The sequence below is a fragment of the Streptomyces paludis genome (assembly GCF_003344965.1).
Lineage (GTDB): Bacteria > Actinomycetota > Actinomycetes > Streptomycetales > Streptomycetaceae > Streptomyces > Streptomyces paludis.
In genome coordinates this window covers 7,961,392-7,975,282 of sequence record NZ_CP031194.1, presented here as the reverse complement: position 1 = coordinate 7,975,282, position 13,891 = coordinate 7,961,392, and the positions used below count along the sequence as shown (strand labels likewise).

Annotated in this window: 6 protein-coding genes; 3 read left to right on the top strand and 3 right to left on the bottom strand. The window is 72.0% G+C overall.

The genetic code is table 11. The features are described 5' to 3' along the window. Window positions 1–2: 2 nt before the first annotated feature. Both DVK44_RS34430 and DVK44_RS34425 read right to left on the bottom strand, forming a co-directional pair. On the bottom strand, window positions 3–1,790 hold the full coding sequence (locus tag DVK44_RS34430; protein WP_181957591.1) for a diflavin oxidoreductase: 1,788 nt from the start codon (window positions 1,788–1,790) through the stop codon (window positions 3–5). After that, the gene (locus tag DVK44_RS34425) at window positions 1,787–7,348 is read right to left on the bottom strand and encodes a glutamate synthase-related protein (protein ID WP_114664528.1); all 5,562 of its coding nucleotides are present in this window, start codon (window positions 7,346–7,348) and stop codon (window positions 1,787–1,789) included. Before DVK44_RS34425 ends, DVK44_RS34430 begins: the two co-directional genes overlap by 4 nt. A gap of 346 nt (window positions 7,349–7,694) precedes the next feature. Between DVK44_RS34425 and DVK44_RS34420 the strand changes: the two genes are divergently transcribed. Next, the gene (locus DVK44_RS34420; RefSeq protein WP_114664527.1) at window positions 7,695–8,963 is read left to right on the top strand and encodes an epoxide hydrolase family protein; all 1,269 of its coding nucleotides are present in this window, start codon (window positions 7,695–7,697) and stop codon (window positions 8,961–8,963) included. A 372-nt stretch (window positions 8,964–9,335) separates the two neighbouring features. Here the strand turns inward: DVK44_RS34420 and wrbA are convergent, their stop codons facing one another. Continuing rightward, window positions 9,336–9,947: an NAD(P)H:quinone oxidoreductase gene (gene wrbA, locus DVK44_RS34415; protein ID WP_114664526.1), complete on the bottom strand. Its 612-nt coding sequence runs from the start codon at window positions 9,945–9,947 to the stop codon at window positions 9,336–9,338. A 151-nt stretch (window positions 9,948–10,098) separates the two neighbouring features. Here wrbA and sigJ point away from each other — a divergent pair, with 151 nt between their 5' ends. Together sigJ and DVK44_RS34405 are read left to right on the top strand one after the other, a co-directional pair. After that, window positions 10,099–11,142: an RNA polymerase sigma factor SigJ gene (gene sigJ, locus DVK44_RS34410; RefSeq protein ID WP_114664525.1), complete on the top strand. Its 1,044-nt coding sequence runs from the start codon at window positions 10,099–10,101 to the stop codon at window positions 11,140–11,142. A gap of 599 nt (window positions 11,143–11,741) precedes the next feature. After that, window positions 11,742–13,700, top strand: coding sequence for an AfsR/SARP family transcriptional regulator (locus DVK44_RS34405; protein ID WP_228447493.1), 1,959 nt, complete (start codon window positions 11,742–11,744; stop codon window positions 13,698–13,700). Window positions 13,701–13,891 lie beyond the last annotated feature (191 nt).

Here is a 13,891-nt window from a genome sequence, read left to right as displayed (position 1 = left end):
GCTCAGTACACGTCCCGTACGTAGCGCTTCGTCCGGCGCAGGCTCGCGAGGTACTCCGCCGCGTCGTCGTCGCCGCGTCCGCGCTGCTCCGCGATGACGCCCAGCAGCGCCGCCTCGACGTCCTTCGCCATGCGGGAGGCGTCGCCGCACACATAGAGGTGCGCGCCGTCCTCCAGCCAGCCGTACAGCTCGCGGGAGCGCTCGCGCATCCGCGTCTGCACATAGATCTTCTCGGCCTGGTCGCGCGAGAACGCGAGGTCCAGTTCGGTGAGCACGCCGCTCTCCCGCAGCTGGATCAGCTCGTCCTCGTACACGAAGTCGGTCGCGCGGTTCCGGTCGCCGAAGAAGAGCCAGTTCCGCCCGGCGGCGCCCTTCGCGGCGCGCTCGTGGAGGAAGCCGCGGAACGGCGCGATGCCCGTACCGGGGCCGATCATGATCATGGGGGCGTCGTCGTCCGCCGGGACGCCGAAGGAGGCGTTCGGCTGGAGGTAGACGCCCGCGTGCGGGTCCTCGCCCGTCCGGTCGGCCAGATAGGTCGACGCGACGCCGCCGTACGTCCGCTGCCCGGTGCCGTGGCGGACGGAGGCGACGGTGAGGTGGATACGGTCCGGGTGGGCCAGCGGACTCGACGAGATCGAGTACTGGCGCGCCTGCAACGGCCGCAGGAGCGGCAGCAGTTCGGCGAGACCCGGTGCGGCGGCCCCGGCGTCGCGGAGCAGGTCGAGCACATCCCGGCCCCAGAGCCAGGAGGCGAGGTCGGAGCGGTCGCCGTGGGCGACGACGGAGGCGAGGCCGCTCGACGGCGCGCGCTCCGCCAGTTCGGCGATCAGCTCCTTCGACGGGGTGCGGATCTCGCGTTCCGCGCGCAGTACTTCGGCGAGCGGGCGTCCGTCCGCCTCCTCGTCACCGCGCGCGCCGAGGTGGGTCAGGAGCGCGCCGACGAGCGCGTCGTCGTTCCGCGGTACGACGGCGAGGGCGTCACCGGCCTCGTACGTGATGCCGCTGTCGCCGAGGTCGAACTCGTAGTGCCGGATCTCCTTCGCGCCGTGCGGCGCGGACAGCAGCCGGTTCACGGCGAGCCGGGAGCGGTAGGGGGTGCGCTTGTTCCAGGGCGAGAGGGTACGGGGGGCCGGGGCGGCAGCGCCCGGACCGCCCGGACCACTTTGACCGTCGGGACCACCCTGACCGGCTGCCGCGGAGGCGCCGGTCTCGGCGGCGATCCGCTCCAGGACCGCCGCCGTCCACACCGCCGCGGGCTCCTCGAAGTCGATGTCGCAGTCGACGCGGTCGTGCAGCCGGGTGGCGCCGAGCTGCTCAAGCCGGGTGTCGAGGAGCTTCGCGGCCTGGCAGAAGTCGTCGTACCCCTTGTCGCCGAGCCCGAGGACCGCGTACCGCAGACCGTCGAGGCGTGGCGCGGTGCCGGCCTGGAGCGCCTCCCAGAACAGTCCGGCGTTGTCGGGCATCTCGCCCTCGCCGTACGTCGAGACGACGACGAGCAGGTGGGACATCGTGGCGAGGCGCTCGGGCGTGACGGCGTCGAGCGCGGTGGCGCTCCCGCCGAGGCCGTGGGCGCGGGCCCCGGCGACGGCCTGGTCGGCGAGGAAGCCGGCGTTCCCGGTCTGGGTGCCGAACAGGACGTCGACCGTCGCCGCGGGCGCGTCGGCCGCGGCGGTGTCCCGGCGTCCCGCGGCGGCGATTCCGGCGATGAATCCGGCGAGCCAGGCTTCCTGGCTCGCGGAGAACGGCGCGTCGACGGGGATGAGGGACCCGGTCGGGGGCAGGGGGGTCACGCGGTCACCGTCTCGGTAGGGGGCTGCGGGATCCGGTGGTGGCGGGCGGCGAGGCCGGCGAGATCGTCCAGCGCCGCGTTGGCGAGCAGCTCGTCGAACCGGGCGGCCCGGACACGTCCGGCGTTCTTCGTGGTCTGGTGGATGATCCAGCCGTAGGTGCCGGGGGCGTCCACACTGAGGTTGTTGCGCTGCTTCAGCGCGCGCTTGTAGGTGTCGAGGCGCTGGATGGCGATCAGTGTGGCCAGTTCGTCGTCGCCGAACCGCTCCAGTGTGCCGCGCAGATACTTCACGACGCGCTGCTTGACGAAGAAGTCCTCGGTGAGCACGAGGTTCCGTACGGCCTCGGCGACCCGGGGGTCGTCCGGGCCGCTCGCGCCGGGCACCCGCTTGAGCGCGAGTTCCTGCGCGACGCCGAGCACCGTGTAGGACGACAGCAGCGAGAACATGTCGTCGCCGCCCTGGTCGCCGAAGGCCGGGGCACGGCCGCCGAGCACGGTGCGGCGGTCGCGGTAGTCGACCTTGAACGCGCGGAGTTTGTCCGTCGCGATGGAGGTGGCCAGTTCGTCGAGGAGTTCGGCGCGGGTGGCGGCGGCGAGGATGTCGCCGGCGTCCTGGTAGAGCAGCAGCGCCCGGGGCATCCCGCAGTACACGTGCTTCCGTTCGGCCTCCCAGTCGTGGAGCAGCCGGGCGGCGAGCGCGGATCCGGTGGCCTCCAGGTGCCAGGTCAGGAGCAGCCGTACGGCCTCCTCGTGGAAGGCGCCGTGCGCGGTGTCGGTCACCGGGAACACCAGCAGCGAGTCGGCGCTCACCCGGCCGTTCAGTTCGCCCGACGGGTCGTACTGGTAGAGGAACCCGCCGCTCATGCCGTTGCCGAGGCCCTTGCCGAAGCCGCCGAGGTTGAGGACCGTACCGCCGGTCATGTATTCGCAGCCGAAGTCGCCGAGGCCCTCGACCACCGCGGTCGCGCCGGAGTTCCGCACGGCGAACCGGTCACCGGCCTCGCCCTGGACGAAGGTCCGGCCGCCGGTCGCGCCGAACAGCGCGAAGTTCCCGATGAGTACGTTGCCGCCGGGCTCGGCGCTGCCGCCGCCCGGGGCGCGGACGACGATCCGGCCGCCGCTCTGGCTCTTGCCGACGCCGTCGTTCGCGGTGCCGGTGTGTTCCAGGGTGATGCCGTCGTTGCAGAAGACGCCGTACGACTGTCCGGCGGAGCCGGTGGTACGGATACGGACCGCGCCGTCCACGAGGCGGCGGCGGCCCCGGTCGTCGGTGGTGACCGCGGGGGCGCCGGCGGTGTCCCCGGCGGTCAGCTCGTGGTTGAGCAGCCGCTCGACGTCGATGCCGAGCTGGCCGCCGACCGACTTGTCGCTGTTGCCGAGGCGGATGCCCTCGACCAGCAGGGCCGGCTCGCGCCGCTCGACGAGTGCGGCGCGGACGCGCTCGATGAGGGCGTCGTCGGTGGTGAAGTCCTTCTCCAGGTACTCGGGGTCCGCCACGGTCTTCTCGGGTACGCGCGCGAGCAGGCGCCGGACGTCCAGGCGCCCGACGCTCGCGGGGTGGTCGAGGAGTTGCAGCAGGTCGGTGCGGCCCCGGGCCTCGCGCAGGGACCGCAGACCGAGGCGGGCGAGGATCTGCCGGACGTCGTGCGCGATGTTGAGCAGGTACTGCGCCAGGGCGCGCGGGTCGCCCTCGAAGGTCTCGGCGTTGGTGGTGAGTCCGGCGGGACACTTCACGTTGCAGTTCTTCGCCATGACACAGCCGAGCATCATGAGCGCGGTCGTGCCGAACTCGAAGCTGTCGCCGCCGAGCAGCGCCGAGGTGACGACGTCGCCGCCGGTCTGGTGGGCGCCGGAGCAGCGCAGGACGACCTTCTGCCGGAGCCCGTTGGCGACGAGCGCCTGGTGCACCTCGGCGACGCCGATCTCCGCCGACCGTCCGGCGTACTTGAGGCTGGTGACGGCCGCGGCGCCGGTGCCGCCGGTGTTCCCGGCGACGTTGATCACATCCGCGCCGGCCTTCGCGACGCCGACCGCGATGGTGCCGATGCCCTCCGAGGACACGAGCTTCACGACGACCCGTACGCGGGCGGCCTTGCAGTCGTGGATGAGCTGCGCGAGGTCCTCGATCGAGTACGTGTCGTGGTGCGGCGGCGGTGAGATCAGCTCGATGCCGGGGGTCCCGCCGCGGGCGGCGGCGATGTCGACGGTGACCTTCCGCGCGGGCAGCTGGCCGCCCTCGCCCGGCTTCGCGCCCTGGCCGATCTTGATCTCCAGCTCCTGGAGCATCGGGTCGGCGAGGTAGCCCGCCCAGATGCCGAAGCGGCCGGACGCGAACTGCTTGATGCGGGAGCCGCGCAGGGTGCCGTAGCGGGTGTGGTGTTCGCCGCCCTCGCCGCTGTTCGACAGGGCGCCGACCATGTTGGTGCCGTGGGCGACGGCCTCGTGCGCGGTCGCCACCAGCGCGCCGTGGCTCATCGCTCCGGAGGCGAGCGCGGGGGTGATCCCGTGCGCGGGCTGTACCTCGGAGAGCGGGACGCTGCCGGGGGCGGCGCGCAGGAGGGTGAGCAGGCCGGCGGCGGTGCCGGTGGCGGTGACCAGGACGCCGTCGGCGGCCACGTCGAGTGTGCCGACCTCGCCGGGGTGCGCGAGCGCGAGGCCCTCGGCGAGGGCGGTGTGGCGCTCGACGCCGTCGGGCCCCGGTGCGCCGAGGCGCAGCCGTACGGTCACCGCGTCGGTGGACCGGTCCACGACGGACGCGGTCACTCCCCGGACGGTGACGCTCGCGTTGCCGCTCGTCGAGAACCGGCCCAGTTCGCGGGCGAAGTCCTCGGCGGTGCGCAGCTCCGTGACGTCCGCGGGCAGCGCGAGCACGTCGCGGAGCGCGGAGGGGCGGCGCGAGCGCTCCTCGTGCGTGGTCCGGAGGAAGGCGCGGTAGCCGGGGGTGATCCGGAAGGCGTCGATCTCGGCGTCGCTGAGCGCGTCGTACCCGGTGTTCCGGTACGCGGCGTCGGTGATGCCGAAGGCGTCGTCGAGCTGGCCGAGGGTGAGCAGGCGCAGCGCGTCCGGGTCGCCGCTCGCGCTCTGTCGGCCGAGGTCCGGCCGCTCCTCGGTCATCCCGCCGAAGCCGCGTACGGCCGTGATGCCGAACGAGTGCCCGGCGCCGTCCGACCGCTCCTTGAACAGGCCGAGCAGCGGGATCTGCTCCTCGGTCTCCACCGTACGGGCGCGCTCGTGCCAGTCGGTGGCGGCCTGCGCGATCCGGGCGAACCCGACACCGCCGACCGGGGCCTCCATGTGCGGGAAGGCCCGGGCGAACACGTCGTCGCGGGTGTCGAGGTAGTTCGGCTCGAAGAACTCGCCGCCGATGTAGCTCTCGGCGGTGCACAGTCCGACGCGGCCCATGGTCTTCGCGAGGGACTTCTCGGCCGCCTTGCGGAATCGCGCCAGCGCCCGGTCGGTCCCGGTGACCTCGCCCGCGGGCGCCGGTGCGCTCGGGTGCCGCTCCTCGGCCCGCAGCCGTGCGCTGAGGCTGTAGACCGCCGAGGCGCCGAAGCCGAGCGCGGTCGCGACATGGTGGGAGGAGGGCAGCTGGCCGCTCTCCACGACGACCGAGACGCGCAGCCGCAGTCCGGCCTCGATGAGGCGCTGGTTCACGGCGGCGACGGCGAGGATCACCGGCAGCGGGGCGCGTGCCGACGAGATGGCCCGGTCGGTGAGGACCGCGATGCCGCCGCTCCGCGCGGCGAAGCGCTCGACGCCGTCGCAGAGCCGCTCCAGCGCGGCGCGCAGCGCGTCGGCGTTGGCGGTCTCGTCGCCCGGTACCGGTTCGTACAGCATGGGGAAGCGCTCCAGCGGCACGATCCGCTGGTCGCGCAGCCGGACCATGTCGAGATGGCCGAGCACGGGCGAGGAGACGACGAGCTGCCGGCCGCCGATGCTGCCGGTGCCGTCGGGCTTCGGGCCCAGGGCGACCCGCATGCTCATGCCGTCGGCCTCGCGGATGCTGTCGAGCGGCGGGTTCGTCACCTGGGCGAAGCGCTGCGAGAAGTATTTCGCCATGCCGCCCTCGGTGTCGCTGAGCGCGTTGATGGCGTTGCCGTACCCCATCGCCGAGATCCGCTCCGACCCGTTGTCGAGCATCGGGTCGAGCAGGAACCGGAAGCTCTCCTGGTTCAGCGCGTACGCCACGTACCGGCCGGCGAGGGTGAGGTCGCCGTCGTAGCCGAGTGTCGTCGTGCCGCGGTAGTAGTCGGGCGCGGGCAGGTCGTCGAGCCGTACCCGTGTCGCGTCGAGCAGTTCGCTGTACGGGCGGCGCGCGGCGAGGGAGTCGAGCACCTCGCGGGTCCGCATCCGGCGGCCGGTGCGGTGGTCGACCACGAGCATGCCGCCGGCCTCGATCCGGCCCCGGTGCACGACCTCGGCGTCGGGGAACGCGACCTGTCCGGCCTCCGAGGACACCATGAGGTACTCGGCGGTCTCGACGGTGCGCAGCGGGCGCAGGCCGAGCCGGTCGAGCCGGGCGCCGATGACATCCCCGTCGCTGAAGATCACGGCGGCCGGGCCGTCGTTCTTCTCCTCGTACAGCGAGAAGTACTCCAGCATGTCCCGGACGGCGGCGGGCAGGGTGCGGTCGTTCTCCCAGGCGGGCGGCATCAGCGACACGACGGCCTCGACGATGTCCAGGCCGTCGTCGAACACCCGGCTCTGGAGGGTCTGGTCGAGCCGGCTGGAGTCGGACTGCCCGGGCGGGCGCACGATGCTGCGGGTGCGGGCGCGGGCGAGGGCGTCGTCGGAGAGCCGGTTCTTGCGGTCGGTGTTCAGCTCGCCGTTGTGCGCCATGAGGCGGAACGGCTGCGCCATGGTCGGGTGCGGCTCGGTGTTCGTGGAGAAGCGGGTGTGGAAGTACAGCGACCGGACGGAGTGCCGCGGATCGCGGAGGTCACGGAAGTACCCGACGATCTCACCGGAGTTGAGCCGCCCCTTGAGCACCTGGGTCCGCGCGCCGAGCGAGAGCGGATACAGCCCGGCGTAGGTGTCGTCGGCGTAGGCGACGGCCTCGACGGCGAGCAGGGCGCGGTTCGCGGCGGCGTCGACGGCGGGGCGTGCCCACTCCTCCGGGGCCCGGAACACCCACTGCACGATGGGCAGCTGGTACTGCTCGGCGGCGGGCCTGGCGACGGAGTGGTCCACGGGTACGTCGCGTACGAGCAGCACCTCGAAGCCCTGTTCGGCGATGCTCCGGCGGACGAGGTCCACCGCCGCGTCACGGCGCCCGGCGCCGGCCGGCACGAAGCAGTTCGCGACACCGAAGTGCCCGGCGCGCAGCTCCTCGCCGGTGAGCGCGGCGAAGAACTCGACCGACAGGTCGACGCTCACGCCGGCGCCGTCACCGACCCCCTCGGCGGATTTTCCGCCGCGGTGCGGGATGGCGCGGAGCGCTTCGTCACCCCGGCGGATGACGTCGTGGCTCGGCGTCCCGTCGAGGCGGGTGAGGAAGCCGACGCCGCAGTCGCTGTGGTCGAGGGCAGGGTCGTACAGACCGAAAGGAAGCTGATTCAAGTGCGGGTCCTGTGAGCGGGTTCCGGCAGCGGACGGCCAGGCTGCGTCGGTGAAGCGCTCGCCGCGGGCGGACCGGTGTGACGGCCGAGGCCCTGAGTGGTGCAGGTCGCAACGGTAAGGCTTACCTAACTTCTACCGCAAGTACCTGGCCTGCGGAAAAGCGTCCCGCCACGGGGTTCGCTCCCCCTTGGTCGCCTTCGTCCGGCGGGGAGGCATACGATGCGCCATGTCCTGCGACCGTCACCTCCTCGGACGCGCACGGCGTCGTGCGACCGCGATCAGTCAGTTCTCCGCCGGCGCTCCGGGCCCGGAGACGGGAAGCCCGCCCAGTTAAGGAGCCACCCCCTTGACCGCCTCGCACCCCTTTCCCCTGGAGCCCACCCCCATCCATGTGTCCGACGAGGTCCTCGACGATCTGCGCGCCCGTCTCGCGCAGACCCGTCCGCCGCTGGACGAGGGGAACGGGGACTGGTCCTACGGCGTCCCGGCCGACTACCTCGGTGAGCTGGTTGCCTACTGGCGGGACGGCTACGACTGGCGCGCGGCCGAGGCCGCCATCAACGCGTACGAGCACTACCGGGTGGACGTCTCGGGTGTTCCGGTGCACTTCCTGCGCAAACCGGGCCGCGGCCCCCGCCCGATCCCGCTGATCCTCACCCACGGCTGGCCGTGGACGTTCTGGCACTGGTCGAAGGTGATCGGCCCGCTCGCCGACCCGGCCGCGTTCGGCGGTGACCCCGCCGACGCGTTCGACGTCATCGTGCCGTCCCTGCCCGGCTTCGGCTTCCCCGGCCCGCTCACCGGCTTTCCGGACGTCAACTTCTGGAAGGTCTCCGACCTCTGGCACACCCTGATGACCGAGACCCTGGGGTATGAGAAGTACGCCGCCGGGGGCTGCGACATCGGCGGGATCGTCTCCAGCCAGCTCGGCCACAAGTACGCCGACGAGCTGTACGGCATCCACATCGGCTCCGGGCTGCCGCTCGACTTCTTCTCCGGCCCCCGCGCCTGGGACTTCGCCCGGAACCGGCCCCTCACCGACGAGCAGCCCGCCGATGTCCGCGCCCGTGTCATCGAGCTGGACCACCGCTCGGCGTCCCACCTCAACGTCCATATGCTCGACGGCGCCACCCTGGCCCACGGGCTGAGCGACTCGCCCGCCGGACTGCTCGCGTGGCTGCTGGAGCGCTGGAACGCCTGGAGCGACAACGGGGGCGACGTCGAGTCCGTCTTCAGCAAGGACGACCTGCTCACCCACGCCACGATCTACTGGGTGAACAACTCCATCGCCACGTCGATCCGTTACTACGCCAACGCCAACCGCTACCCCTGGGCGCCCGCCCACGACCGCACCCCGGTCGTCCAGGCCCCGGTCGGCCTCACCTTCGTCACCTACGAGAACCCGCCCGGCATCCACAGCGCCGAGGAGCGCGTCCGGGCGTTCACGTCCGGCCCGCAGGCCGCCTGGTTCAACCATGTCAATGTCAACGCCCATGACCACGGCGGCCACTTCATCCCCTGGGAGAACCCGGAGGCATGGGTGGGCGATCTGCGCCGTACCTTCCGCGGCCTGAGGCCCGGCGGGGACGGGGCAGCACCGGATTCCCTGATCTGACGACCTCGCGTACGGCGCCGTTCCGTCAGGGGATTTCACGGAGAACGGTGAGGCCATTCCCCCTCCCTTTCCGGCCGTCGCCTTTCTGTCCTCGCCGGCGAATGGCCGTAAAGGAAAGCGCAGTTGACGGCGCGTGGGCGAAGGAGGCATACGGAAGCGGCCCGTGATGCCGCCGCCATCCATGGCGAATATGCCCGGCAGTCGTGCCGACCGCGTCGCGGGCCTTTTCTTCCGGGTGGTGGCGGCTCCGGGCATTCCCACGCGTGGCCACCGCCGGCGGTGGCGGCCGGCGGTGGCGAACTCCTCAGCGGTCAGCGGACTGTCAGCGTCCGTCAGCCTTGCCGTACGGGAATGCGGCGTGCCGCTGCCGGGTCAGGCGACGCGACCGGCCTTGAGGGCGGTCGCGATCTCGACGACGCGGGTGGCCTGGTGGCGGGCCGCCCCGAGGGACTCCTCACCGGGTGCGCCGGTACCGGCCACGTGGGAAGTGCCGTACGGATTGCCCTGCTGGGCCTGGACGGGGTTGGTGTAGCCGGGGGGCACGATGACGCCACCCCAGTGGTAGAAGGTGTTCGCCAGCGCCAGGATGGTGGATTCCTGGCCCCCGTGCGGGGTGCTGGAGGCGGTGAAGGCCGAGTACACCTTGCCCGCGAGCTTGCCCTGGAACCACAGCGGACCGGTGGTCTCCACGAACGCCCGCAGCTGGCTGGCCGGGTTGCCGAAGCGGGTGGGGGTGCCGAGGAGCACCGCGTCGGCCCACTCCACATCGTCCAGGACCGCCTGGGGGATGTCGGCGGTGTCCGCCACGTGCTGGGCCCACTCCGGCCTGGTGTTGATCACCTCCGGCGGCACCGTCTCCGCCACCTTGCGCAGCCGCACCTGCGCCCCGGCCTTCTCCGCCGCCTCGGCGGCGGCCTGCGCCAGGGCGTGCACGGTGCCCGTCGAGCTGTAGTAAATGATCGTGACGTTCACGGATTCCGACATCGGAGTCTTCCTTCAGCACGTGGATAGTGTCGCTTCATCGGGTACGACGAAGCAGCCCTCCGAGATGTGAGGTGCCGCGTCCGCCTCACACTTCACCGCGGTGTCTCGTCGTACGAGCGGGGACACAGCGACCGAGGGAGTCCGCAGGACCATGAGCAACGCATCCGGCCCCGAGCACGACCGGCCCGATCCGGGCCTGAGCGCGATCATCAGCGAGCGGAGCCAGCTGATCAACCTCTCGTACCGGCTCCTCGGCTCCCTGACCGAGGCCGAGGACGTCGTGCAGGAGACCTACACCCGCTGGTACGCCATGTCCGCGAAGCAGCGCGAGGCCGTCGAGTCCCCCGGTGGCTGGCTGACGACCGTCGCCAGCCGTATCTGTCTCGACCTGCTGGGCTCGGCACGGGCCAGGCGGGAGCGGTACGTGGGCTCATGGGTCCCGGAGCCGCTGCCCGGGGGCATGGAGTGGATCGGCGGACGAGAGGGCGGCGGCGCCTCCGCCGACCCGGCCGACCCCGCCGACCGGGTAACCCTCGACGAGTCGATCAACATGGCCTTCCTCGTCGTGCTCGATCTGATGACCCCGGCCGAGCGCGTCGCGTTCATCCTGCACGACGTCTTCCGCTACTCCTTCAGCGAAGTGGCCTCGATCGTCGGCCGCACGCCGACGGCCTGCCGGCAGCTGGCGTCGTCGGCCCGGCGCCGGATCCGCACCTCGCGGCCGGCGACCGCCCCGGCGGCCCCGCCCGCCGATGTCGTCCGGGCCTTCAAGCAGGCGTGGGAGGCCAAGGACATCGACGCCCTCCTCACCCTGCTGGCCCCCGACGCCACCGCGACCGGCGACGGCGGCGGGCTCGTACCGGCCGCGCTCCACCCGGTCGAAGGCGCCGAGCACGTCGCGCGCTTCTTCGCCGGCCGCATGGACGCGGTGGCCGGTGTGACACTCCTGGAGCGTACGGTCAACGGCCAGCCCGGTCTGGTCGCCCAACTGGACGGCGTCTCCGTGTCGGTGCTGGCCTTCGAGGTCAAGGGCAGCCGGATCGAGCGGATCTGGGCGGTGCTCAACCCGGACAAGCTCCGGCCCTGGCGGACCGGCCGGTCCACGCCCGCACTGCCCGACGGCACGACCGACAGCACAACCGACGGCACCATCCACGGCACGACCGACCGCGCGGCCGACGGCACTACCGGCTGACGACCGACGGGCGCCGGCCGACTCCGCTTCCGGACCGCCGGCCGGCGCCCCGGCCCTTTGGGGGACCGTCCCCGGGGCCCTCCCCGGCCCTTCCCCCCAGCGCTTTCCCGGATCTGCCCCCGGGTGGTTCGACGCCCGCGAACCTCTCTCCGACACCATTCCGCCAGGAAATGTATGCGATCCCGGCGTGCGGAAGCGTGTCCTTGACAGCGATCAACTCAATAAACATACTCACGTAATCAAGCGCGTGGGGTACGGCAGCACTTCATGGTGTTCCGCATCCGGTGAGTATTCAAACTTGATGGGGGTACGGGCAATGACAGGTGACCGGACCGGAGTTGTCATCGCGCCCCCCTTTCTCCCGCCCCAGGATATCGCGGACCACATATCGGGGCCGCGCCTTGCACGGTGATGGCGAACAGCGCCCGTACATCAGCATTATCGGCGCGCATCGTCACCGCCTTCTCCCCCCGCGCTCCGGAAGGACAACCGATATGGGTAACGCGAAATTCGCCACAAAGATATTCCAGGAATCTCCGGAACTCTTGCAATGGAGAGAAGAACGGTTACCCATAAAACAGAGTCCCGCGCCTCCCCCGGTGGAACTCCGGGCGCTGGGCCCGCTGGAGGCGCTGGCCGCCGGACGGCCGGTGGAGCTGGGCGCGCCCAAACAGCGCAAGCTGCTCACCCTCCTCGTCAGCCGGGTCGGCCGGCCGGTGCCGGTGGACGTGATGCTGGAGACCCTGTGGGGAGAGTCCCCACCGCCCTCGGCGGTGACCTCGCTCCACGCCTATGTGGCCAACCTCCGCAGGGCGCTGGAGCCGGGCCGGGCCCCGCGCACACCGACGAAGGTGCTGCACACCAACGACCGGCGCTATCTGCTCGACATCGGCTTCGTCGAGGTGGACGTCCACGCGTTCGAGGTACGCGCCAAGGCGGGGTGGACGGCATGGAACCGGCACCAGCCCCACGAGGCGCTGGTCGAGTTCGAGGCGGGACTGGCCCTGTGGCGCGGCGAGGCGTACACGGAGGTGTCCCACTCGGTTCATGTGGCGGCCGAGGCGGCCCGGCTGGAGGGGCTGCGGCTGTCGGTCGTCGAGGGGCGCTGCGCGGCGCTGCTGGCCGTGGGGGCCCACGAGGTGGCGGTCGCCGAGCTGGAAGTCTTCGTACGGGCGCACCCGTTGCGCGAGTACGGCTGTGAGCTGCTGAGCCTGGCGCTGTACCGGGCCGGGCGGCAGGCCGACGCCCTGGCCGTACTGCGGACCAACCAGAGGCGGCTGGGCGAGGAGCTGGGCATCGACCCCCGGCCGGCCCTGCAACACCTCGAACGCGAGATCCTGCGCCACGCCCCCGCCCTGGACTGGCGGCCGCCCCGCGCCGACCCGATCGTGCCGGCGCGGGGCGGCGGCGAGGTCGCACCACAGGTCCGGGCGCCCACCCCCGCGCGGTCCGGACCGACCGCGGGTGAGGAGCACTTCGTCGGCCGCGAGGCGGCGCTCCGGCAGCTGGCCACGGTCTCCGCCGCGGCGGCGGCCGGCCGGGGGCGGGTGGTGGCGGTGTCCGGTGAACCGGGCATCGGCAAGACCGGTCTGCTGCGGCGGTTCGCCGAACTGACCGAGGGGGTGCCGGTGTTGTGGGGAGTGTGTCCCAGCCATGTGGCCACACCGCCGTTGTGGCCCTGGCGGCAGGTGCTGGGCATGGCGGGCGTCCACGCCCCGGGGCGTCCTGTTCCGGAGGCCGTGTCCGAGGTGATCCACGGGGACACGGGACACCCGCCGGACGGTACGGACCCGGACGCCACCACCTTGCGGCGGTTCGACGCGATCGTTCACTACCTGACCGGTGTGTCCCGGACCGCGCCGCTGGTGATCGTCCTCGATCATCTGCACCAGGCGGACCCGGGCTCGCTGCGGCTGCTGGCCCATCTGGCCGAGTCGGTACGGACGAGCCGTCTGCTGGTGGCGGTCTCCTACCGCTCCGACCGGGCGACCCCCCTGGCCGAGACAAGGGCCGCGCTGGCCCGGGCGGAGATGACCCGGGTGGAGCTGAGCGGTCTGAACGTGGCGGAGACCCGCGCGCTGGCGGGCGCGATGCTCCGCCGGGAGGTGAGCGGGGCCGCCGCCGACGAACTGCGCCTCCGTACCGGGGGCAATCCGTTCTATCTGCGCGAACTGATCAAGATCCTGGACTGCGAAGGACGCCCGAGCCCGGCGCGCGCGGCACCGCTGCCGCCGCCCGTACGTGAGGTGGTGCTGCTACGTGTCGGACAACTCGGCCCGACGGCGGTCGAGTTGTTGTCGGTTGCCTCCACCGTCGGTCTCACCTTCGCCATCGATGTGGTCGCCGAGGCGTGCTCGATCGAGATCGGTGAGGCGCTGAAGGTCGTCGACACCGTCGTCGCGGCGGGGCTGATAGAGGAGGAGCCGCAGCGGCTGGGCTGGTACTCCTTCACCCATGCCCTGACCGCCGAGGTGCTGTTCCAGACCATGGGGCGGCTGCGCCGGGTCCATCTGCTGCGGCGGGTCCGTGCCGCGGACCCGCACCGTCCGCGCTGGTGAGCCCGGCCGCGGGAGGCCGGCGGGCCGGCACCAAGCCGACGCCAAGCCGGTGAACAGTCCCGCTCAAGTCCCGTGCGCCACACTGATGGACCTACGCCTCACCACACGGCCCGGCCGGCCGGGCCGACGCCACGTACAGCATGGGGGAGCGTGACGCGCGTGTCAGCGCTGTCAGCAGCGGAGAGGGACTG

Excerpts from the sequence above, each read along its gene's own strand:
- sigJ (WP_114664525.1), top strand. The coding sequence starts at position 10,099 with ATGAGCAACGCATCCGGCCCCGAGCACGACCGGCCCGATCCGGGCCTG.
- wrbA (WP_114664526.1), bottom strand. The coding sequence starts at position 9,947 with ATGTCGGAATCCGTGAACGTCACGATCATTTACTACAGCTCGACGGGC.